Origin of the sequence: Saccharomonospora glauca K62 (assembly GCF_000243395.2) — a bacterium.
In the GTDB taxonomy this organism is placed as follows: Bacteria; Actinomycetota; Actinomycetes; order Mycobacteriales; family Pseudonocardiaceae; genus Saccharomonospora; species Saccharomonospora glauca.
Map to the genome: position 1 here is coordinate 2,068,691 of NZ_CM001484.1, position 21,083 is coordinate 2,089,773.

Consider the following 21,083-nt stretch of genomic DNA (forward strand, 5'->3'; position numbering starts at 1 on the left):
CGTCCTGCCGCGCCTGCTCGGATCACGTCTGCGTGCTCGCGGCCAAGTCAGAACGGAGGAAAATCGACAATGATCCATTCGGTGGTCATCGTGGGTGGCGGAACGGCCGGCTGGATGACGGCGAGTTACCTGAAAGCCGCGTTCGCGGACCGGATCGACGTCACATTGGTGGAGTCCGCCGCGGTGTCCCGCATCGGCGTGGGCGAGGCGACCTTCAGTACCATCAGACACTTCTTCGACTATCTCGGTCTGGACGAAGCCGATTGGCTGCCGAAGTGCGCCGGCGGCTACAAGCTCGGCATCCGATTCGAGAACTGGCACGGTAACGGGGAGTACTTCTACCACCCGTTCGAACGGCTGCGGGTGGTCGACGGTTTCTCCCTGGCCGACTGGTGGCTCGCGATCGGTGATCACAGTCGGCCCATGGACCGTCAGGTGTTCCTCACCAGCGCGTTGTGCGAGGCCAAACGCTCGCCGCGGATGATGGACGGATCGCTGTTCGTCTCCGGACTTGACGGCAGCCTCGGTAAGTCGACCCTGGCCGAGCAGCGAGCCCAGTTCCCGTACGCCTATCACTTCGACGCCGATCAGGTCGCCGCTTACCTGCGCTCGTACGCCACCGAACGCGGGGTCCGGCATGTCGTCGACAACGTTCAGGAGGTGCTCCAGGACCAATGCGGCTGGATCAGCGGGGTACGCACCGCCGAGCACGGGGTGTTGACGGGTGACCTCTTCGTCGACTGCACCGGGTTCCGAGGAATTCTGATCAACAAGACGTTGGGGACGAAGTTCGAGTCCTTCGAGGACGTCCTTCCCAACAATCGCGCCGTCGCGCTGCGGGTGCCGCGGGAGACCGAGACCGACATGGCCCCCTACACGACGGCGAGGGCCATGAGCGCCGGTTGGATGTGGACGATTCCGCTCTTCCGCCGCAACGGGAACGGTTACGTCTACTCCGACCAGTTCATCACCCCGGAGGAAGCCGAGCGCGAACTGCGGGAGGCCGTGGCGCCCGATAGGGACGACCTGGAGGCCAACCACATCCGTATGCGGATCGGCCGGAACGAGCGGTCGTGGGTGAAAAACTGCGTCGCTGTTGGACTGTCCAGTGCGTTCGTCGAGCCGTTGGAGTCGACCGGGATCTTCTTCATCCAACACGCGATCGAACAGCTCGTGAAGCACTTCCCGGACAAAACCTTCGACCCGGCCCTGATCGAGGCCTACAACCGCCGGATCAATCGCGCGATCGACGGCGTGAAGGAGTTCCTGGTTCTGCACTACAAGGCCTCCAGCAGGGCCGACACTCCGTACTGGAAGGAGTCCAAGGTGCGGGCGATGCCGGAACCGCTGGCCGAGCGGTTGAAGTTGGCCGAGACGCAACTTTTCGACGAGGAGACCATCTACCCGCACTACCACGGGTTCGAGAGTTATTCGTGGAACTCGATGATCATCGGACTCGGTTACCGTCCGAAGAAGCCGCTGCCGGCTCTGGCCCACCTCGATCCGACCGACGCGCTCGCCGAGTTCGACAAGATCAAGACCGAAGCCGCCGAGATGGTGGCGGCACTGCCGAGTTGCTACGACTACCTGGCCAGTCTCAACGAATGACGGTCGGCCGTGTTCGTCCCGAGGAGAGGCTGAGGTCCGTGGAAGTGCTTCGTGAGGAGTTCCGCAGGTTGATGAGCCGGTACTTCACCGGCGTCACCGTCGTCACGTCCAACGACGGTGAGGGGAAGCCACACGGCCTGACGTGCAACTCGTTGACCAGCGTCACCCTGACGCCACCGACGTTGCTGGTGTGTCTCAACCTGTGCAGCGGCACGCTGGCGGCGATCCGACACAGCCGGGGATTCGTGGTGAACTTGTTGCACGACCGTGCCAGGACCACCGCGAAGCTCTTCTCGTCGGCTGCCGAGAACCGGTTCCGTCGAGTGTCTTGGACGTCGTCGCCCGTCCTCGGGCTGCCCTGGCTCGACGCCGACGCCCACTCGATCGCCGAGTGCCGGGTGACCGATACGCACGTCGTGGGCGATCACGCGATCGTCTACGGCGAGGTCACCGAGGTGACCATGGTCGAGGACACCTCGTGTCACCCCTTGCTCTACGGGATGCGGACGTTCTTCGACGCCCCGGAATCGGTGTCCGCGACGAGGAAGGAGGACGCCGTGCTCGCCAACGGGCACGGCAGTACCGGATGACCGTCATCTCCCGGAACCGCAGGACGTGGCTGGGCCTCGGTGCGGGACTTCTCGTACTGGTTCTCGGCGTCGTCGTGTGGGCGGGCGGCACGGTGCGTTCGGAGGCCGGTGGTGGGGTCGACCCGCTCGCCCGGTTCCTGCTGGCCGTGGCGGTGATCCTCGTGGTGAGTCACGTCCTCGGGAGCGTGTTGCGGCGGGTCGGCCAACCCAGGGTGGTCGGCGAGATGCTCGGCGGGGTGATGTTGGGCCCGTCGGTGCTCGGTTCGATGTGGCCGGAGGCGATGCAGTGGCTGTTCACCGCAGATGCGCTGGGGCATCTCGACAAAGTGGGCCAGCTCGGGCTCGTCGTGTTCATGTTCCTCCTGGGATGCGAACTGCGGCTCGACCGGATCGACAGACCCGCCACGGTCGCGGCCACCGTGGCGGGGGGCACGGGGTTGCCGTTCGCCGTCGGAATCGGACTGGCGTGCGCTTTCGCCGGGTTGCTCTCACCGAGAGGTTTCACCGTGCCGTACGCGTTGTTCCTGGGACTCGCGCTGTCGATCACCGCGTTGCCGGTACTGGCTCGGATCCTCCTCGACCTCAAGTTGGAGGAGACCGGTGTCGGCGTGCTGACGGTGTCGGCCGCCGCCATCGGCGACGGCGTGGCCTGGTTGGTGCTGACCGTGATCCTGACCGCCACGGGGCAAGGAACTCACGCCTCCGCCGCCGAGACGGCCTACTTGGCCGCGGCCTTGGTCGTCGTGACCTTTCTCTGCGTGCGACCGGCGCTGGCGGTCCTGGTACGCAAGGTACGGTCGAAACAACTCCTCACCGTGGTGCTGCTCGCCGGGGCGATCACCTTCTCGGCGGTGACCCAGGCGATCAACTTGCACCCCGTCATCGGCGCCTTCCTTTTCGGCGCCGTGGTACCGCGTGACTCCGAGCCCGTACGTCGAGTCGGTCACCAACTCCAGGGCTTCACGCTGATCGTGTTGCTCCCGGTGTTCTTCGCCGGGGTCGGTCTGAACACCTCGGTGGGTCTTCTCGGTGGTGACCTCGTCGCCTGGACGGTCTTCGGGACCTTGTTGGTCGCCTCGGTGACGGCCAAGTTCGTCGGGGCGGGAGGCGCCGCGCGGCTGACCGGCCTTCCGACCCGTCAGGCCGTATGGGTGGGGGCCGCGATGAATTGCCGTGGGGTCACCGAACTGGTCATCGCCGCGATAGGGTTCCAAGCCGGCCTGATCAACCAACTGGGCTTCACGATGTTGGTGCTTCTCGCGGTGATCACCACGGTCCTGAGCAATTGGGCGCTGCGATGGCTGAGCCCCGACGGGGTCGCCCTCGACCGGAGTCGGGCTCCCATGGGATCGACAGGAAAGGACGCGAGATGAAAGGAATCGTCCTCGCCGGCGGCAACGGGACCCGGATGCATCCACTGACGTTGGCGACGTCCAAGCAACTGCTGCCCGTCTACGACAAGCCGATGGTGTACTACCCGTTGTCCGTGCTGATGTTGGCGGGGCTGCGAGACATCCTGATCATCTCCAACCCGGAAACCCTGCCCGTACTTCGGGCCCTGTTGGGAGACGGGAGCAGATTCGGCCTGAACTTCAGTTACGCGGAACAGAAGGAGCCGCGCGGCATCGCGGAGGCGTTCCTCATCGGTGAGAAGTTTCTCGACGGCGGGCCCTCGGCGCTCATCCTGGGAGACAACCTCTTCCACGGTGCCGGCTTTCCGAAGCTGCTCCGGTCCGCACGGCGGGAGCTCGACGGCTGCACGTTGTTCGGATACCCGGTCTCGGACCCCGGACGATTCGGCATCGGTGAGGTCGACGCCGAGGGAAACTTGGTGTCGTTGGAGGAGAAGCCTTCGAAACCGCGTTCCGACAACGCCATCGTGGGGTTGTACTTCTACGACTCCGAGGTGGTGGACATCGCCAAGGAACTCACCCCGTCGGCCCGCGGCGAACTGGAGATCACGGAGGTCAACCAGGTCTACCTGAAGCAAGGACGGGCGAAGTTGATTCGGCTCGGTCGGGGTTACACGTGGCTCGACGCGGGGACGCACGACTCGCTCCTTTCGGCCAGCCAGTACGTGCAGACGATTCAGCATCGGCAGGGGGTCCAGGTGGCATGCCTGGAGGAGATCGCCCTGAGACTCGGCCACATCGATTCGCAGCGTTGCTACGAGCTGGGCGAGCGGATGAAGAACTCCGACTACGGCCGGTACCTGATGCAGGTGGCTCAGGAAGTCGGTTGAGGACGGGTGGCCCCGGTGGTGCGGGTGAGCTGTTCGGCCAGTTCCTCCGCGAGTGAGCTCTCCAGGCCCTCGACCTTGAGCGCTCCTTTCGCCGATGCAGTGGTCACCACCAAGGTGGCCAGGCCGAAGTGCCGTTGAAGCGGACCGCGCACGGTGTCGACCGTCTGGATCCGGGAGAGGGGAGCCACATGCCAGCGTTGCCAGAAATAGCCGACGCGCACGTGTACCGCGGTGTCGGTGATCTCCCAACGATGGACCGCGAACCACCACCGTGGCAGCAGGATGACGGCCGGAACGGCCAGAACGGCGACCACCGCGGTGGGGCCGAACAGCCAGGGGCCGCCCATCTTGAGCACGCCGGGCACCACGGCGCAGACCACCAGCACGGCCACGGCCGCGGCGAACAGGCCGGCGACCTTGGTACGCCACCACTGGACGGTGGCCCGGTGGAACCGGTTTCTCGGCGGCTTGGTCGGGGGCATGGAACTCCTTCACCAATGGCGACCGCGATGTGCGCAGTGTAAGGCATCGATACCGAACGTCACCGACATCGTGCATCGGGATGTCGGTCGGCGAGAGAGGCAGGGGTTGTGGCAGCCAAGCGAGTGATCTTTCCCGTGACGTCGACCCGACGTGTGGAGTTGTGTCCGGCGACGGCCGCGGACCAGTCGGAATTCTTTCGCACGGTGTTGCGGACGGGCATCGAGAGCGTGCGGCCGATGGCACGCGCGGATGGAGTGGGACCGCGTCCGAACGCGGCCTTCACGGTCCGCAACCGAATGAGCGGGGAACAGCTCGGGTTCAGCCTGCTGTTCGGCCTCGACGAGGCCGGACACATTCGTTGCGGAACGTATCTCGATCCGGAACTCAACCGATTGGGACTCGGCGGGGACGCCATCGGTTTGACCATCAACTACACCTTTGCGCAATTCAATGTGGATCGAGTGATCACGGAGACCACCGAGGCGAGTCTCGGCTCGTTCGGGATGCGGCCGGGGGACGAACGGGTGCTCACGGTCCTTCCCGATTTCCTGTACTTCCGGGGCCGTTACTGGAACCTCTACGGTTTCCAGGTGGAACGGCACGAGTGGGTCAGCGACGACCAGGAGATCGTCGATGATTAAGGTGTCGTCGTTGTCTCGCCGGCGGGACAACGACCTGGCCACGGGGTAATACCTGCTATACGATTCGTTCGCTCGTTTTCCTCGCCTCGTCCTCGCAGAGGATTCTTTTCATCCGGGATTCGTGCCTCAATGGAACCGAGGAGCGGTTTGTCGTGACGTACTCCGAACTATCGCCGGAGGAACTCCTGGCCGAGGGTTTCTTCTCACCGCGGATCACCGAGGAACCCTGGGTGGTGCGCTGGGACCGGTTCGACGGCGACCTCGCAGCCATCGAGGCCATGGTGCTCGACGCCCTCCCGGAGACGGTGGTGTTCCACACCTCCGGAACCACCGGCGCCAGTCGGGCGTGGTACCGAAAGAAGCAATTCCTCTGGGCCGAGGCCTCGATGCTGGCGAGGCTGTTGGCTCCCCGAGCGCCCGAAGCGGCGTTGTCCTTCGTGCACCCGAAACATCTCTACGGCGCGTTGAGCAGCGTTCTCGTGCCCGCGAGGCTCGGTATCCCGGTCTGGTACCGACCGCAGGTCACGGGCCAGCTGCCCCCGGTCGACGAGCACCGTCACTGGGCGGTCATGGCCATCCCCTGGGTCTTCGCCGTGTTGCGACGGCACATGGCCTGGATTCGCTCCCTCGACCAGGTCACCGTGCTGCACGCGAGCGGCATGATCCCCGATGCCGCACTGCATTTCCTCGCCGAGGCGGGGCCGGAGCGCGCCCGCATCATCGAGGTCTTCGGCGCGACCGAGTCCGGTGGGGTCGGCACCCGGCAGTGGTCCGAGGGCGATCCGCCCGACTGGTCACTGATCGACGACGTCTCCTTCGTCGATCCGGTGGTACCGGGTGAGGGGGAGGTCCCGTTGAAGATCCGCAGTCCACGGCTTGCCTTCCTCGGGGAGAACGAGGCTCCGGACCACTGTCAGCTGGACGACTACGTACAGCGCCTCTCCGACCGGAGCTTCCGTTTCAGCGGTCGCCGTACGAGGTTGGTGAACATCAACGGACGCCGGTTCAACTTGGACCGTCTGGAGGACCTTCTCAGCCCTGTGCTCGACTGCGTCGACTACGCGATCCGGCCCGTGACCGATCCGGTGGTCGGGGAGCACATCGAGCTCGTGGTGGTGCTCAAGGAGCACACCGAACTGTCGGATCTCGACCTGACGACGGCGTTCGAGCGTATCGGGGTACGACCACGGCGAGTTCGTGCCGTGAAGGCGATCGACCGCACCGAGATCGGAAAGTTCCGTCGAGTCCAGAAGCCAGAATCGACTGACGCAGGAGCCTTAGAGCGTGTCTCGTTTGGATCTTGGTTGGGTTGCGGGCATGATCTTGGTTCGTGGTTGATGAGTTGTCGCGGCGGTTGGTGCCTGATGAGCTGTGGGCACTGGTCGAACCGCTGGTCCCTGCGCATCAGGTTCGTCCGCAGGGAGGCGGACGGTCGCGCGTGGATGATCGTGCTGTGTTCACCGCGATCGTGTTCGTGCTGACAAGCGGGTGCGCTTGGCGACACCTGCCACCCAGCTTCGGAGTGAAGGTCCCGACCGCGCATCGTCGCTTCACCGAGTGGACGAAAGCCGGATTATGGCGCAGGTTGCATCGCGCGGTACTCGATGAACTCGGCAGCCAGGGAATGATCGACTGGTCCCGCGCGGTCCTGGACGGAGCCTCCGTCAGGGCCAAAAGGGGGGATCTCTGACCGGTCCCAGTCCTGTGGACCGCGGGAAACCCGGCTCGAAGATCCATGCACTGTCCGACCGGGCGGGACTGCCGCTGGCGGTCGCGATCTCGGCCGCGAACACCAACGACGCGCACGCCCTCAAACCGCTGATTCTGGCCATCCCCGCCGTGAAATCCCGGCGGGGGCCCCGCCGGCGCAAGCCGGACAAGCTCCACGCCGACAAAGCCTACGACCAGGCCGAACTCCGAGACTGGGTACGCAAGCAAGGAATCACCGTGCGCATCGCCCGCAAAGGCATCGAATCCAGCCAGAAACTCGGCAAGCACCGCTGGGTCATCGAACGATGTATCGCGTGGCTGTTCGGATACCGACGATTGACCATACGCTACGAGCGCTACGCCAACCACTTCTGCGCCTTCCTCACTCTCGCCGCAGCCCTCACCTGCTTCAAGAAACTCGCGAAATGAGACATGCTCTTAACGTGACCATTTCCGCCGAGAGCCGAACCGACCTGTCGCTCGACGAGATCTTCCGGAGCGCGGTGCGGGAACGCCACCTTCCCCCGTTGAGCGACGAGGAAGTGGCTCGCATGCGGGCATGCGCGGCGACGGTCGCCAAGGAACTCGCCGCCGACAAACCGATCTACGGATTGACCCAGGGGTTCGGCCCGCTGGTGCTGTTCGAAGCCGAGTCGGAGTTGGAACAGGGCGACAGTCTCATCTCCCACCTCGGCACCGCGCAGGGCGAGTCTCTCCCGCCAGAGGTGTGCCGACTCGTCGTCTGGCTGAGATTGAACAGCATGCGCAAGGGGTTCTCCGCGGTGTCGCCGGACTTCTGGAACCGGTTGGCGGAGGCGTGGAGAGCCGGATTCGTCCCGGCCATTCCCCGGCACGGCACGGTCAGCGCCAGTGGAGATCTCCAGCCACTCGCGCACGCGGCGTTGAGTCACACGGGGCGAGGGGAGGCCTGGGTGCGAGCCTCGTCCGGTGGTTGGGAGACCCGGCCGGCCGCCGAGGTGCTGGCCGACCTGGGCATCGAGCCTTTCGTCTGGCCGGTCCGGGAGGCGCTCGCCTTCGTCAACGGTACGGGAGTCAGTCTCGCGGTCGCGATCGTCAACCAGCTCTCCGCACTCACCCTCGTGCGTGCCGGTGCATTGCTGACCGGGCGGATCAACGCCCTGCTCGGCTCGAATCCCGAGCACTACGAGCCCGGAATAGGCATCGCCCGAGGCCAGGACGGTCAGCGTCGCGCGGCCCAGTGGATTCGCCGGGAGCTGCCCGGCCACGCCGAGCGTGACCCCGCTCGACCGTTGCAGGAGCCCTACAGTCTTCGGTGCGGTCCGCAGGTCCTCGGGGCGGCACTCGACCAGCTGACCTTCGCGGGTGAGGTCCTGCGTCGGGAGGCGAACGGAGTCACCGACAACCCGATCGTGTTCGAGGACCAGGTCCTGCACGGCGGCAACTTCCATGCCATGCCGGTGGGCTTCGCCTCCGAACAGACCGGACTGGCCCTGCACTCGGCGGTGTATCTGTCGGAACGCCAGCTCGGTCTGTTGGTCAGCCCGGTCACCAACGGCGATCTTCCCCCGATGCTCACCCCACGTCCGGGACGCGGCGCGGGTCTGGCCGGTGTGCAGTTGAGCGCCACGTCGTTCGTCTCCCGGATACGCCAGCTCGTGTATCCCGCTTCGCTGACCACGCTGCCGACCAACGGCTGGAACCAGGACCACGTGCCCATGGCGTTGAACGGTGCGAACTCGGTCGCCGAGGCCCTCGACCTGGGGTGGCTGGTGATCGGCTCCCTCGGGGTGGCCGTGGCGCAACTGACGGCGATGCTGGGACGGAGCGCAGCTGCGACGGACCCGTGGGCCGAACTCGCCGAGATCTCGCCGCCCCTGGACGTGGACCGACCGATGGCCGCCGAGGTGCGCTCGGCACGTGACGTCCTGCGTCGGGCCGCGGAGGACTTGCTGACCACGTCGCCCGCGTGAACGGTCCGACGCCACGAGGCGGGGAGGTGACGGTGAGTTCCGAGAGGGCCACGATGTTGCGGGCTTCGGCCTGGCGGGACCTGCTGACATACCTCGCGCCTCATCGGACGCTGGTGACGGTCGGTGCGCTGTTCACGATGTGTGGCTCGCTGGTGGGTTTGACCCAGCCGATGATGGCCAAGTGGATCGTCGACGCGCTGGGTGAGGGCCGCGCCGTGTTGGGGCCGATCCTGTTGTTGACCGCGGCCGTCGTGGTCGGTGCCGCGTTGGCCGCGATCGGGTACTGGTTGTTGGGGCGGGTTGCCGAGTCGGTGGTCCTGACGGCCCGGACGAGCATGCTCGGACGAATCCTGCGCATGCGCTTGGCCGAGACCGGTCGGCTCCAGCCGGGCGATTTGATGTCCAGGGTCACCGCGGACACGACCTTGCTCCGGCAGTCGGTCAGCCAGACCCTCGTGGACGCGCTCAAAGGGTTGCTGATGCTGGTGGCCGTGGTGGTGGCGATGGTGCTCCTGGACGCGGTGCTGCTGTTGGTCACCGTCGCGGTGCTGGCCGTCGCGGCGTTGCTGATCGCCCTGGTCGTGCCGTTCTTCCAGCGCTACAGCGCGAAAGTGCAGGAGTCGATCGGGGACATCAACGCGGTCCTGGAACGGTTGCTCGGCGCCTTCCGGACGGTGAAGTCGTCCGGCGCCGAGCCGGGGGAGGCGGAGAAACTGCGTGTCTCCACCGACCGAGCATGGTTCTTCGGACTTCGGTTGGCGCGTCTGAGCGGGATCGTCAGCGCCGGCGCACTGCTGGCCATCCACGTCTCTTTTCTGGCGGTCCTCGGGGTGGGCGGGGCCCGTGTGGCCTCCGGTGCCATCCCCGTCGGCACTTTGATCGCGTTCCTGTTGTACCTCTTCGCGCTGATCGAGCCCGTGGCCGGGCTGATCACCGCCGCGTCCACGTTCAGCACCGGGGTGGCCGCGATACGGCGTATCCGGGAGGTCGAGCGCCTCGAGGTGGAGTCGGTGGGCGAGCGAGCCCGGTCGGGCACCGGTGACCCGCGTCCCGCCGCGTTGTCCTTCCACGACGTGCACTTCGCCTATCCCGACGGAACCGCCGTGCATCACGGGGTGTCCTTCGCGATCCCACCCGGTGGGTTGACCGCGGTGGTGGGCCCGTCGGGAGCGGGCAAGTCCACCCTCTTCTCGCTCGTCGAACGGTTCTACGACCCGGTACGGGGAAGTATCACGATGGACGGCAAGGACATCCGCGACTGGCCGCTGGTCGAGTTGCGTGCCGTCATCGGGTACGTGGAACAGGACGCGCCGGTTCTGGCGGGGACCCTGCGCGAGAACCTGGTCATGGGCGCGGTCGAGCCCATCTCGGAGGACGAGATTCGGGCCGTGCTCGAACGCACCAGGCTCACCGAGCTGGTCGACCGGCTGCCCGACGGCCTCGACAGCCGGGTCGGTCATCGGGGCAACACCCTGTCGGGAGGGGAACGTCAACGCGTCGCCATCGCGCGGGCACTCCTTCGCAAGCCGCGGTTGCTGTTGCTCGACGAAGCCACCTCGCAACTGGACGCGGTGAACGAGGCCGCGCTCCGGGACGTCGTGGTGGAGGTGGCCGCCGAGCTCACCGTCCTGGTCGTCGCCCATCGTCTGTCCACGGTGACCAAGGCCGACCGCATCCTGGTGATGGAGGCCGGGCGGATCCGGGCCGTCGGCTCGCACGAGGAGTTGGTGGCCAGTGACGAGCTGTACCGGGAATTGGCCGCGACGCAGCTTCTGGTCGCCGAGGACGAGACCGTCGTACCGGCGGTCGGGGACGGCGTCGGTACCCCGCACTGACGTGACACATGCCTTCTACTTCGTCGAGGCGGCGACGTCGTAGCTGGGGCGGTTGTTGAGCATCTCCGGATCGAACCCGGCCAGCCGCTTGTACCGAGCGGCGATCTCCTCGCGCTCGGACAACGGCAGGATGTCCTCGACGTCGTCGAAGCCCTCCGGTGCCCGCTCGTAGGCGAGCTTGATCACGAGTTCCGGGCCCCTCTGCCGATTGGACAGCGTGACCTTGGCCGTGGCGGGTCGCCGTTCGGCCTCGTACTCCTCGCACGCGGCGACCGGGTCGTCGTGCCGGGCCAGTGCGGAGGCAAGCACGCGAGCGTCCAGAATGGCTTGGGAGGCGCCGTTGGAGCCGATGGGGTACATCGGGTGGGCGGCGTCCCCCAAGAGCGTCACGGGCCCGTGTGTCCACCGCGGAAGGGGGTCCCTGTCCACCATGGGGTACTCGTAGACCACCGACGCGCGCCGAATCAGGTCCGGTACGTCGAGCCAGTCGAACGTCCACGTGTCGAACCAGTGCAGGAAGTCGTCCGGGGAAACTCGGCGGTTCCAGTCGCCACGCGACATAGCCTGCCGATCGAGCGGACGCTCGGCCACCCAGTTGACTTCCACCTCTCCCGTGTCGTCCGGATCGGAAATCGGGTACGCGACGAACTTCTGTACGTCGGTTCCGGCCATGATCATGGATCGGCCCCCACGATAGGGCCGCGCTCTCGTCGTGCCGCGCCACAGGACGAGTCCGTTCCACAGGGGAGCGGGCTCGGAGGGGTAGAAGCCCTTGCGCACGGCCGAGTGGATGCCATCGGCGCCGATCAACAGGTCGCACGGCCCCACGGAGGAGTCCCCGACCCGTGCGATGACCTTTCCGTTCTCGGTCACGACGTCGGTCACCCGGTGACCGGTCCTGACGGTGTCGGGGCCGAGCCGCTCCCGAACGGCGTCCAGCAGCAACATCTGGAGACGGCCGCGGTGCACGGAGTACTGGGGCCATTTGTAGCCCGCCGCGATCCCTCGCGGTTCCGACCAGATGAGTTGGCCGCGGTGGTTGAAGTACGCCAGCTCCCCGGTGGGGACACCGATGTCGGACAGCCGAGGGGCCAGACCGAGCTCGGTGAGCTCACGCACGGCGTGGGGCAGAAGGTTGATTCCCACTCCCAGGGGGCGGATCTCCTTGGCTGCTTCGAGCACGACCACGTCCGTGATGCCCGCGGAATGCAGGCTCAGTGCCGTGGCCAGCCCGCCGATACCGCCACCGGCGATGACGACTCGCATGGCAACTCCTCGTGTCTCGATGTCATCGGGACATGGCTAGCTTTTCCAAGTGGGGCACCAGTTCTCGCGGGGGCGGCATGGTGAGCATGTCGTCGCGCAGTGCCCTCGCGGCCACGCCGAAAGAGGGATCGTCCAGCAGCCGTGACAGATGTCGCCGAACCGCCTCCCCGGTGGCGTCAGTGTAGTATTCGCTGAGCCCGGCACGGCAGGCTTCGAGACGACGGCCCAGGATCGGAGTGTCGTGTTGTTCGGCTATCACGAGCTGGGGCACCGCTTCCAGCGCGATGGTGTTCGTGGTGCCGAAACCGCCGTGATGGACGGCCGCGGCGCAGGTCGGGATCAGCAGCTGCAAGGGGACGAACTCCACGAGCCGGGCGTTGTCGGGAACATGGGTCAATTTCCGTTGTTCGGCGGCCGGCAACGTCGTCACGACCTCGATGTCGAGGTCGGCCAGGGAATTTAAGATCTCCTGCACGCTGATCGGATAGCCGCCGAACTTCTCCGTGCTGAACTGACCGAGCGTCAGGCAGACGCGCGTCGTGGGGACCGGTTCCCGGAGCCAGTCGGGAGCCACCGACGTGCCGTTGTACGGAACGTATCGCATGGGAATGTGCCGCACGTCGGTGTCGAGCCGTAGCGGTGGGGCGTACTGATCGATCGTGAACTGCCCGACCACCAAAGACTCGGAGAAAACCACCCCGTGCTTGTCCGCGCACGCCGCGAGCCAGTCCCCGAACGGATCGTGCCGGTTTCCCTCCGGTTGCTCCGCGAGGAGTTTCAGGAAGTTCTGCCGGGTCCGGGCGAAGAAGTCGAGTGACCACAGTACCCGTCCATGGGCCGCGCCCACAGCTTCCGCGGCGATGGGCCCGCAATGGGTGGTGGGTTCCCAGATCACGAGATCGGGACGCCATTGCCGGGCGAAGTCCACCAGATCGTCGAGCATGGGCTCATTGATTATCCTGTACCAGGTCTTCAGGACGTCGGAATAACCGGATCGCAAGTATTCGAAATCTACGGATTCCAGCGGTTCGTCCGCTTTGTGGAATGGTGGCAGCTCGACACCGCGGATTCTGTTGAAAGCCTCCGGGTTGGCCTTGGCGAAACGCGGGGTGAGAAAACGACTCGAAACCTTCCACAGGTTGTGGTCCCGGCCCACCGGAACCGCCGTCAGGCCCGTTCCGGTGATCACCTCGGTGAGCGCGGGCTGGCTGGCCACTCGCACCTCGTGACCGGCGGACGCCATCGCCCAAGCCAGCGGAACCATGGCGTGGAAGTGGGTCTTCTCCGAGTACGTGGCAAACAAGACACGCATGTCTACTCCGTCGCTGATGTCTCGCCGGCGGGACGGGCCGGAAGCTCCGACTGGCTCGCCGCGCCCGTGATCGGGCCGCCTTATTCGGGGTGGTGGCGGCACCTCACCTCAAGGAGATGTGCGTTTCTTTCGAAGAGGCCTTCGGCGTCTTCCCGGTTTCCGGATTCCATCATTCTTCGTGAATGGATTTCCGTGGCGCATGTGGTGGTCGTGAACACGAATCCGGTGGCGGCCATTATTGACCGAGAGCCACGGGTGTGTCATGTTCTCGATGATATTTTTTCGGGTGAGTCACGGGGTGTCTCAATGAATGGTGTGATGATACGACTGGACACGGAGGACGTGAAACAGTTCGCCGAGGCGACCGGGGACCGCAATCCCCAGTACCTCGATCACACCTACGCGCAACGGACGTCGTCGGGCGGGTGTGTGTTGCCCGGCGCGCTGGTCGTTCTCGCCGCGCTGTCCGTGATCCCGGAACGGCGCCTGCGTGCCGCCTCCGGGTTGGTCGCGCGGTTCACGCGACCGTTGTTCCCCGGAAGGATCTACAGTGCCGCCCTGGTCGAGGAGGAGGGCGACCGGGCCGGGGTCGTGGTTCGCGAGGGTGAACTGCCGATGCTGAATTTCGAGTTGTCCGCGGGACCGTCGATCGCGGAAGCCGTGGTGCCGGTCAAACGCCCGACCTCCGTGGAGGCCGAGCCGTCGGCCGACTACGCCCCCGGTGAGATGTTCAACGGGGGGTACGGTGTGCTGTCCCCGGAGGCGCTTCGGGCCTTGGCCGACCGTCTCGGGGCGAAGGCGGCGCCGGACTCGTTGGTGGGAGCGCTCGGGTGGGCAAGCTGGTTTTTGGGGATGCGCGTGCCTGGGCGCGACACCATCGTCGCCGGTATGCGGATCGGCCACGTCGAGTGTGCGGCCGAGAACGAGACGCGGTACACCGCCACCGTGAGGCAGGCCGACGCGCGAACGGGCGCGGTGGTGATCGACGTCGAGTGCCGGGGTGACGGCCGGGGCGTCGACATGGAGCTGCGGGCTTTCCGTCGTCATCGGGTGCCGACGCCGAACTGGGCTTCCGCGACCAGCGTGCTGCCTTGCAGCGAGCGATTGGCCGGGCACAACGTCCTCGTCGTGGGGGGAAGCCGGGGCATTGGGGCTTCCCTCGTCTCGGTGCTCGTGGCCCAAGGAGCCACGGTGTGGGCCACCCAGCGTGCCTCCGGGCCGGTCGAGGCGCTGAGGGCCGAGTTCGGGGAGGACCGAGTACGTCCGCTCGTGCTGGACGCGAGCGACCGGGACCTCGTGGCCGCCGGGGTCGACGTTCTCGTGCGAGCGGGAGTCCGGTTGGACGGACTGGTGCTGAGCGCCGGGCCCGCGGTGCTGGAGTCGAGCCTGCACCCGGACACGGTGACCAGCTTCCTCCAGTATGTCGACGTCAGCCTGGCCGTCGCCCTGAACCCGCTCACCGCGGTGCTGCCGCTGCTCAGGTCCGGCGCGTGGATCGTCTTTCTGTCCTCCGGCGCGGTCGACGACGTTCCCGCGCGCTATCCGCACTACTTCGTCGGGAAGTCGGCCCTGGAGGCGCTGGGCAGGTACTGTGCCATCCGGCACGAGGCCAGGGTGTTGCTGGCCAGGGCCCCGAAGATGTGGACGGATCTGTCGAACGGTCCGATGGGCGGCCGGGGGCTCGTACCGCCCGCGCGGGTCGCTTCGACGATCACCGCCTGGGTCCTCGGCGATCTTCCCGCCGACGACACCGGTGTGACCGTGCTGTCCCCCCGAGAGCTCAGCGACTGGACACCGGTCGGCTGACGTCCCGGTCCCCGAGGCGCCTCGCGCTCGTTCGACGACGGTCAGATCTTCTGCACGGATGCGGCGTCGCGAATCCGGTCGATGAGTTCCGCCTGGGCCAGCGTGCCCGTGTGGTGCGGCTCCAGGTCCACGCCCTCCAACACGGCGTCGACGAAGAACGCGAGCACATTGGCGAACTGATGGTCCGGGGGAAGAACCCGCTCCTCACGGTAGTCCTGCCGCTCGATGCGGACCACGGGCTGGTACGACTCCGGCGGAGTGAACGCCCGGTCGAGGAACAGCCGCCCGGTGCTGCCCCGAAGCTCGTAATGGGTGCGGTAGGAGTGCTCCATCCCGAAGCTCAACTGAGCCGGGATACCGGTCGTGGTGGCCAACAGGATGCTGCCGGACATCACCACGTTGGTCACGGTGTCGTACCGGAATACCGCTCCGACGACGTCGAGGCCGTGGCCGAGGAAGTGCAGGGCCGCCCGCACCGGGTAACCACCGAAGTCCAGGAACGCGCCGCCTCCGACGTCCTGCTGGTAGCGGATGTCGCCCTCGGGCTTGGGTGGGATGGTGAAGTCGCTGGCGAAACCGCGAATTTCGCCGATGGCGCCCGCGTCGAGTAGCGCGCGCACGGCGGCGTGCTGGGAGTGGTGCAGGAACATGTAGTTCTCCAACAGCACCAGTCCGCGTTCCTTGGCCAGTTCGAGCAACCTGGCGGTGTCGGCGAGGCTCGCCGTCATCGGTTTCTCGACGAGGACGTGCTTGCCCGCCAGAAGAGTCGTCTCGACCCATTCGGCGTGCATGAGCGCCGGCAACGGGATGTAGACCGCGTCGACGTCCGGGCTGTCCAGCAACCGTTCGTATCCGGTGATCGGTCGTCCCCCGAACCGTGCGGTGAACTTCGCGGCCTTCGCGGCACGTCGGCTCGCGATGGCGACGACGTCGATGGAGGGATTGGCGACCATCGCGGGGAGAGTGCGCCGCCAGGCGATGTCCGCGCATCCCAACACGCCCATACGCAGTCGTGGGGCGTTCGCTGAATTCATCTCGACAGAACTCCGCTCGGTTGTGAGGACGAGGCGCCGGTGACGCGACGATCGTGGTCAGAGGTCGTTCAAGCGCTCGTAGTGCGCCAGTGTGGATCGATAGTGGGGAAGCAGACCGGCCGCCGCGGCGGCGGACAAGGTGGGAGCCGCAGCGTCCTTGGCGGACATCACGGGCTCGCCGGAGAGCTTCCACGGAATGCCGAGCTCCGGGTCGAGTGGGTTGATCTCCAGCATCGTGCCGTGCTGGTACGCCTCGGAGCAGACGAAGGTCACACAGGTGTCGTCGGTCAGGGCCTGGAACGCGTGACCGATCCCGTCGGACAGATACAGGGCCGTGCCCTGCCCGGCTTGCTGGTGGAAGACCTCGTAGCGACCGAAGGTGGGCGACCCGGTACGCAGGTCCACGGCCACGTCGAGAATTTCCCCTCGCACGCAGGTCACGAGTTTGGCCTGCCCCGGCGGAAGCAACGTGCCGTGGATGCCACGGATGGTGTCGCGGCAGCTTATCGAGTAGTGGAACTGTCCCATTCGGAACGGGTACCCGATCGCCTCGGAGAGGTCGTCGCTGCGGAACGCCTCGTAGAAGAACCCTCGTCGGTCGAAGTGACGTTGTGCCCGGAGGTGGAACGCGTTGGGCAGTGATGTCTCGGTGATCGTCAAGCTACTCATGTCGGCCTGGCTCTCCGAAGCGGGAGGGAACGGGTCAGTACAGGGAGTGCAGACACGCCAGCAGACTGCGGGCCTCGATGTTGAGGTAGTGGCCGTGCCTGAGAAGGTCCATCAGCTGACGTACGGTCATCCAGCGGAAGTTCGGTGGTGGTTCGGCGGGCACGTCCTCGCCGACCTCGATGATCTGGTAACGGGTCAACGCTTCGTAGAAACGTCCGCCCTCCTCGGAGAGAACCTGGTCGTAGTGCACTCGAACGTCCGGGGAACTCAAGGAGTGGCGAAGAAAGTCCTCGTGCACGGAGGAGAGTTCCTCGCCGGGGAGCAGGTGCACCGTCGGTGCCATCTCCACGAGGTCCATCAGGCCGTACTCGGGACGCGCCTGGACCAGTACGTGCAGCACTCCGTCGAATTGCCTCACCAGGAAGACCGCTCGTCCTTCCCCGCGAGGGAACAGCAACGGCTGCGTCCACCGTTTCACCTCGCGGGTTCCGGCTTCGACCGCGACCGCGATGATGCGGAAATGACGTTGGTGCTCGTCGCTGATCTCCTCCTCGCCGCGAATCCAGCCGGTCACCTTCGACAGCGGAGTCAGGCGTGCGGTCCAGTCGCAGCGAGTCTTGGCATCGGTGAACCAACTGAGGATCTCGCCGGTCGTGTGGCGAGCTCCGCCGGCGCCGCCCCCGCTGCGGCAGGAACGGATGAGCGCGGCGGTGAACTCGTCCCCGGAGTCGGTCCCACTCGGCTCGAACGGAAAACAGGACAGCACCGTACGGGCGTCCATGTTGATGAGATTGTCGATCCTGCTCAACTCGCGAAGTTGGGCGAGACTGAGCCAGCAGTAGTCCTCGTGCAGCGGGATGTCCTCGGTGACCTGCACGACCATGTTCCGGTTCCGCTTGCGCCAGAACCAGGCGCCCTGCTCCGACTGCAGCACGTCGACCAACACCTTCCCCCGGCGATGGCCAAGGAAGTACTCCAGGTACCTCGTCGCCGCACCTCGGTGGACGCGCGTGTAGTTGCTCCGCGTGGCCTGCACGGTGGGAGAGAGCTGGAGTGTGTTGACGTTGCCCGGCTCCATCTTCGCCTGCATGAGACAGTGCAGGACGCCGTCGAACTCCTTGACGATGATCCCGAGGACGCCGATCTCCGGTTGGTTGATGACGGGCTGCGACCAGATGTCGAGACCATCGGTGCGGACCTGGAGCCCCTCGACGGTGAAGAACTTGCCGCTGGAGTGCACGAGGTTTCCCGTGTCGTCGTCGAAGGCCCAGGCATCCAGCTCCGGGAAGGAAATGCGCTCGACGGAGAAGTGGCTGGCTCGGTGACGTTGGGCCCACCACGCGTGGAACTGGTCGAGTGAGGAGCCGGGGAGGAGTCCCGGCGTCGCCGAGCGGCCGTCGTCCCGCGGTGGTGAGGTGATGAGTCGCTCCCTCACGATGTTCCCTCCTGTCCTCGCGGCGCCGCGACGGGCCGGTGGCACGTGATGGCTGGGGTCAGAGCGTGGCCAGTACCCGATGGAGTGTGTCGATCACGCGTTCCTGCTCGCTGTCGCCGAGCGAGGGATACATGGGAAGCGAGAAGATCTGGTCGGCCGTGTTCTCCGTGACCGGAAGCGAGCCTTTGCCGTAGCCGAGGTGGGCGAATCCGGACTGAGTGTGTACCGGCCACGGATAGCTGATGTTCAGTGAGATGTCGTGCTTCTTCAGCTCCGCGATGATGCGGTCCCGTGCCGGGTGCCGCACGACGTACACGTAGTAGACGTGCTCGTTGCCGGGCGCCACGGTCGGAGTGATCAGTTCGGTTCCGGCGAACGCCTCCGCGTAGCGGGCGGCGATGGTACGGCGGCGGGCGATGTAGTCGCCGAGCCTCGTGAGCTTGCGCCGGAGGATCTCCGCCTGTACCTCGTCGAGCCTGCTGTTGTAGCCGGGGGTCTCGACCACGTAGTAGACGCTTTCCATTCCGTAGTAACGGAGGCGACGGAGCCGGGCGTCGGTCTCCGCGTCGTTGCTCAGTACGGCGCCACCGTCGCCGTACGCGCCGAGGACCTTGGTGGGGTAGAAGGAGTACGCGGCGCAGTCCCCCATCGATCCCGCAATCCGGCCGTGATAGGTGGCTCCGTGAGCCTGGGCGCAGTCCTCCAGTATGGGAAGTCCGTGCTTGCTCGCGATGGCGCGAAGAGCGTCCATGTCCACGCACTGCCCGTAGAGGTGGACGGGCAGCAGGCATTTCGTCCGTTCCGTGATGACGGACTCCACCTGGTCGACGTTCATGAGGTACGTGTCCGGATGCACGTCGACGAAGACGGGGGTCGCGCCCACCGCGTCGATGGCGAGCACGGTGGGGGCCGCGGTGTTCGACACGGTGATGACTTCGTCGCCCGCGCCGATGCCGAGTGCTCGTAGTGCCAGCACGATGGCGTTGGTGCCGTTGTCCACCCCTACGCAGTGGGGAACACCGTGATACGCGGCGAACTCGCGTTCGAACGCCTTCACACTCTCTCCGAGAATGAGCCGCCCGGAACGGAAAACTGTCTCGACGGCATCCATGATGTCGTCCCGCTCTTTTTCGAACTCGGGAAGGTAACCCCAGACCGACAAGGTCATTTCGGTGTCTCACTCCCTGTGGGGAATATCGAGGGCCGGTCAGACGAGCTGTTTGAGGAGATCCACTCCGAGCACGTTCCAGTCTTCGCGGTGGATGGCCAGAACCGTGACGTCCCAGGTGCAGCCGTGAAAGAAGACGTGATCCCGCAGGACGGCCTCCTCCCGCACCATCGCCGTGTGTTCCTCACCGAAGGCGAGGGACTCCACGCCCGACCTGGTGACGTGAAAGTACACCTTTCTGATACGCCACATCGAGAACGCGAAGTTCGTGGTCAAGGCCGTGGCATCGCGGACGATCCCGGAGGGCTGGTCCGTGCGGACGTTGACCTCGACCCGCACGTGACCGGCGGGGTTCGGCTCCGAGATGGTGGCGAGTCCCACGAGTTCGTCCGTCTCCTTGAGGCGAACCAGAAAGTACGCCGCCATCCCACGACCGAACCCGGAGACGAATTGGTCGATCGTGGGAAGCCCGCCGTGTCCCATCCGGAACAGCAGCTCGTAGGCCGCCGGCGCGTCGGAGGCCGAGGCGGGGCAGAGGGAGATCCGTCGTGATTCGGTATGCGGGTACAGCATGGGGAGAAAGACCCTCGCTTCACGGTTGGGGACCGGGCGGTCGAAAGGCGGCTCCACAATGGCCGCCGAGGCGGGAAACAGCCCGTTCGGAAAGTAGTTTTCGCTTACTGTCGGAGTCAAGGAACCGGGGTGGAAACGACGTCGGGAACGTCCCGCCAGCGGGACGACGGACGACGAGGCCGAGGTCGTCGCCGTCTCGCCGGCGGGGACCGGAAACCGAGGTCTTTCGGGGATTCCGCGGAAACCTTGCCCGGCGGCGGATACGTGGTTACTGTCGTCCGGGTTCCGAATCCGGATAAGGATCCCGGAAATTCATTGCCGCCAATCGATTGGCTGACGGTCCCCGAGACAACGGGTTCGTAATCGGAATCGTCTTTTCCCGACGGGTCCGTCGGACGAGGAGTGTGGGTAAACCATGTCGGAGAACGACCGGGTACTGGTCGACGCACTCACGGATCTGGTGCGCCGTACCGCGTACCAGATCTGTGGTGAGCAACCGGGTGTACCCCAGCCGGAGCAGCTCAGCGATCTCGACTCCTTCTCGGTCGTCCAGGTGTTGCTCGAACTCGAGAAGTCGACCGAGCTGATGTTGCTGGAGGAGCTGGGCTCCTTCCGTGGCAGTACGTTCGAGGAACTGGCCGAGAACATCGTCGAGATCGCGCGTGACCGGAACGCGACCCCCGAGCTCGCCGGACGGGTACGTGACCTCGCGTCCTCGGACCAGGCGCCCTCGGCCTGACGACACCGGTGCGGTCGACG

General features: G+C 65.8%; 19 protein-coding genes. 11 read left to right on the forward strand and 8 right to left on the reverse strand.

Features of this window, described 5'->3' with window-relative positions:
- Positions 1 to 69: 69 nt before the first annotated feature.
- Genes SACGLDRAFT_RS09885 through rfbA form a run of 4 tightly spaced genes read left to right on the forward strand, consistent with a single transcriptional unit; the run spans position 70 to position 4,440 of the window.
- Complete coding sequence (locus tag SACGLDRAFT_RS09885; RefSeq protein ID WP_005464174.1) at positions 70 to 1,608, forward strand: tryptophan halogenase family protein; 1,539 nt, start codon at positions 70 to 72, stop codon at positions 1,606 to 1,608.
- Between the two features lie 38 nt (positions 1,609 to 1,646).
- Positions 1,647 to 2,198: a flavin reductase family protein gene (locus tag SACGLDRAFT_RS09890; RefSeq protein ID WP_232284110.1), complete on the forward strand. Its 552-nt coding sequence runs from the start codon at positions 1,647 to 1,649 to the stop codon at positions 2,196 to 2,198.
- Complete coding sequence (locus tag SACGLDRAFT_RS09895; RefSeq protein WP_005464178.1) at positions 2,195 to 3,571, forward strand: cation:proton antiporter; 1,377 nt, start codon at positions 2,195 to 2,197, stop codon at positions 3,569 to 3,571. The genes SACGLDRAFT_RS09890 and SACGLDRAFT_RS09895 overlap by 4 nt, the downstream gene beginning before the upstream one ends.
- Positions 3,568 to 4,440: a glucose-1-phosphate thymidylyltransferase RfbA gene (gene rfbA, locus SACGLDRAFT_RS09900; RefSeq protein ID WP_005464180.1), complete on the forward strand. Its 873-nt coding sequence runs from the start codon at positions 3,568 to 3,570 to the stop codon at positions 4,438 to 4,440. The genes SACGLDRAFT_RS09895 and rfbA overlap by 4 nt, the downstream gene beginning before the upstream one ends.
- Here rfbA and SACGLDRAFT_RS09905 read toward each other — a convergent pair.
- Entirely contained in the window at positions 4,425 to 4,922 is a 498-nt protein-coding gene (locus tag SACGLDRAFT_RS09905) for a PH domain-containing protein (protein ID WP_005464182.1), read from the reverse strand. The two genes, rfbA and SACGLDRAFT_RS09905, sit on opposite strands and share 16 nt — an antisense overlap.
- A 108-nt stretch (positions 4,923 to 5,030) precedes the next feature.
- Between SACGLDRAFT_RS09905 and SACGLDRAFT_RS09910 the strand changes: the two genes are divergently transcribed.
- The 5 genes from SACGLDRAFT_RS09910 to SACGLDRAFT_RS09930 all read left to right on the forward strand — a co-directional run bounded on the left by SACGLDRAFT_RS09910 (position 5,031) and on the right by SACGLDRAFT_RS09930 (position 11,061).
- Positions 5,031 to 5,564: a GNAT family N-acetyltransferase gene (locus SACGLDRAFT_RS09910; protein WP_005464184.1), complete on the forward strand. Its 534-nt coding sequence runs from the start codon at positions 5,031 to 5,033 to the stop codon at positions 5,562 to 5,564.
- Positions 5,565 to 5,716: 152 nt separating this feature from the next.
- Positions 5,717 to 7,045 (forward strand): AMP-binding protein, encoded by a 1,329-nt coding sequence (locus SACGLDRAFT_RS09915; protein WP_232284113.1) that lies wholly within the window; start codon positions 5,717 to 5,719, stop codon positions 7,043 to 7,045.
- A protein-coding gene (locus SACGLDRAFT_RS21865) for an IS5 family transposase (RefSeq protein WP_232284153.1) occupies positions 6,934 to 7,703 on the forward strand; the annotation gives its coding sequence in 2 pieces (ribosomal slippage) (positions 6,934 to 7,237 and positions 7,237 to 7,703; 771 coding nt in all). The genes SACGLDRAFT_RS09915 and SACGLDRAFT_RS21865 overlap by 112 nt, the downstream gene beginning before the upstream one ends.
- A 14-nt stretch (positions 7,704 to 7,717) precedes the next feature.
- Positions 7,718 to 9,226: an HAL/PAL/TAL family ammonia-lyase gene (locus SACGLDRAFT_RS09925; protein WP_040918878.1), complete on the forward strand. Its 1,509-nt coding sequence runs from the start codon at positions 7,718 to 7,720 to the stop codon at positions 9,224 to 9,226.
- A 32-nt stretch (positions 9,227 to 9,258) separates the two neighbouring features.
- Positions 9,259 to 11,061 carry an ABC transporter ATP-binding protein gene (locus tag SACGLDRAFT_RS09930; protein ID WP_005464188.1) on the forward strand — a complete coding sequence of 601 codons (1,803 nt, stop codon included), beginning with the start codon at positions 9,259 to 9,261 and terminating at the stop codon, positions 11,059 to 11,061.
- Between the two features lie 15 nt (positions 11,062 to 11,076).
- Here the strand turns inward: SACGLDRAFT_RS09930 and SACGLDRAFT_RS09935 are convergent, their stop codons facing one another.
- Entirely contained in the window at positions 11,077 to 12,327 is a 1,251-nt protein-coding gene (locus SACGLDRAFT_RS09935; protein ID WP_005464190.1) for a flavin-dependent oxidoreductase, read from the reverse strand.
- A gap of 22 nt (positions 12,328 to 12,349) precedes the next feature.
- Positions 12,350 to 13,639, reverse strand: coding sequence for an activator-dependent family glycosyltransferase (locus tag SACGLDRAFT_RS09940; protein ID WP_005464192.1), 1,290 nt, complete (start codon positions 13,637 to 13,639; stop codon positions 12,350 to 12,352).
- A gap of 306 nt (positions 13,640 to 13,945) precedes the next feature.
- On the opposite strand from SACGLDRAFT_RS09940, the gene SACGLDRAFT_RS21535 reads away from it, so the two are divergent.
- Complete coding sequence (locus tag SACGLDRAFT_RS21535) at positions 13,946 to 15,445, forward strand: SDR family NAD(P)-dependent oxidoreductase (protein WP_005464194.1); 1,500 nt, start codon at positions 13,946 to 13,948, stop codon at positions 15,443 to 15,445.
- Between the two features lie 41 nt (positions 15,446 to 15,486).
- Here the strand turns inward: SACGLDRAFT_RS21535 and SACGLDRAFT_RS09950 are convergent, their stop codons facing one another.
- From SACGLDRAFT_RS09950 to SACGLDRAFT_RS09970, 5 genes are read right to left on the reverse strand one after another with little or no spacing between them, the layout of a single operon-like run.
- Positions 15,487 to 16,479 carry a Gfo/Idh/MocA family protein gene (locus tag SACGLDRAFT_RS09950; protein ID WP_005464196.1) on the reverse strand — a complete coding sequence of 331 codons (993 nt, stop codon included), beginning with the start codon at positions 16,477 to 16,479 and terminating at the stop codon, positions 15,487 to 15,489.
- A 57-nt stretch (positions 16,480 to 16,536) separates the two neighbouring features.
- Positions 16,537 to 17,148, reverse strand: a complete 612-nt coding sequence (locus SACGLDRAFT_RS09955; protein WP_005464198.1) for a dTDP-4-dehydrorhamnose 3,5-epimerase family protein — start codon at positions 17,146 to 17,148, stop codon at positions 16,537 to 16,539.
- 34 nt (positions 17,149 to 17,182) lie between these two features.
- Positions 17,183 to 18,583 carry an NDP-hexose 2,3-dehydratase family protein gene (locus tag SACGLDRAFT_RS09960; protein WP_005464200.1) on the reverse strand — a complete coding sequence of 467 codons (1,401 nt, stop codon included), beginning with the start codon at positions 18,581 to 18,583 and terminating at the stop codon, positions 17,183 to 17,185.
- Positions 18,584 to 18,641: 58 nt separating this feature from the next.
- Positions 18,642 to 19,751: a DegT/DnrJ/EryC1/StrS family aminotransferase gene (locus SACGLDRAFT_RS09965; RefSeq protein ID WP_005464202.1), complete on the reverse strand. Its 1,110-nt coding sequence runs from the start codon at positions 19,749 to 19,751 to the stop codon at positions 18,642 to 18,644.
- Positions 19,752 to 19,790: 39 nt separating this feature from the next.
- On the reverse strand, positions 19,791 to 20,324 hold the full coding sequence (locus tag SACGLDRAFT_RS09970; protein WP_005464204.1) for a GNAT family protein: 534 nt from the start codon (positions 20,322 to 20,324) through the stop codon (positions 19,791 to 19,793).
- Positions 20,325 to 20,739: 415 nt separating this feature from the next.
- Here SACGLDRAFT_RS09970 and SACGLDRAFT_RS09975 point away from each other — a divergent pair, with 415 nt between their 5' ends.
- Positions 20,740 to 21,063: a hypothetical protein gene (locus SACGLDRAFT_RS09975; RefSeq protein ID WP_005464206.1), complete on the forward strand. Its 324-nt coding sequence runs from the start codon at positions 20,740 to 20,742 to the stop codon at positions 21,061 to 21,063.
- The last annotated feature ends 20 nt before the right edge of the window (positions 21,064 to 21,083 follow it).

Bases quoted from the DNA above. Each gene is read 5' to 3' on its own strand.
- SACGLDRAFT_RS09885 (WP_005464174.1), top strand. From the start codon at position 70: ATGATCCATTCGGTGGTCATCGTGGGTGGCGGAACGGCCGGCTGGATG.
- SACGLDRAFT_RS09895 (WP_005464178.1), top strand. From the start codon at position 2,195: ATGACCGTCATCTCCCGGAACCGCAGGACGTGGCTGGGCCTCGGTGCG.
- rfbA (WP_005464180.1), top strand. From the start codon at position 3,568: ATGAAAGGAATCGTCCTCGCCGGCGGCAACGGGACCCGGATGCATCCA.
- SACGLDRAFT_RS09905 (WP_005464182.1), bottom strand. From the start codon at position 4,922: ATGCCCCCGACCAAGCCGCCGAGAAACCGGTTCCACCGGGCCACCGTC.
- SACGLDRAFT_RS09935 (WP_005464190.1), bottom strand. From the start codon at position 12,327: ATGCGAGTCGTCATCGCCGGTGGCGGTATCGGCGGGCTGGCCACGGCA.
- SACGLDRAFT_RS09940 (WP_005464192.1), bottom strand. From the start codon at position 13,639: ATGCGTGTCTTGTTTGCCACGTACTCGGAGAAGACCCACTTCCACGCC.
- SACGLDRAFT_RS21535 (WP_005464194.1), top strand. From the start codon at position 13,946: ATGAATGGTGTGATGATACGACTGGACACGGAGGACGTGAAACAGTTC.
- SACGLDRAFT_RS09950 (WP_005464196.1), bottom strand. From the start codon at position 16,479: ATGAATTCAGCGAACGCCCCACGACTGCGTATGGGCGTGTTGGGATGC.
- SACGLDRAFT_RS09955 (WP_005464198.1), bottom strand. From the start codon at position 17,148: ATGAGTAGCTTGACGATCACCGAGACATCACTGCCCAACGCGTTCCAC.
- SACGLDRAFT_RS09965 (WP_005464202.1), bottom strand. From the start codon at position 19,751: ATGACCTTGTCGGTCTGGGGTTACCTTCCCGAGTTCGAAAAAGAGCGG.
- SACGLDRAFT_RS09970 (WP_005464204.1), bottom strand. From the start codon at position 20,324: ATGCTGTACCCGCATACCGAATCACGACGGATCTCCCTCTGCCCCGCC.
- SACGLDRAFT_RS09975 (WP_005464206.1), top strand. From the start codon at position 20,740: ATGTCGGAGAACGACCGGGTACTGGTCGACGCACTCACGGATCTGGTG.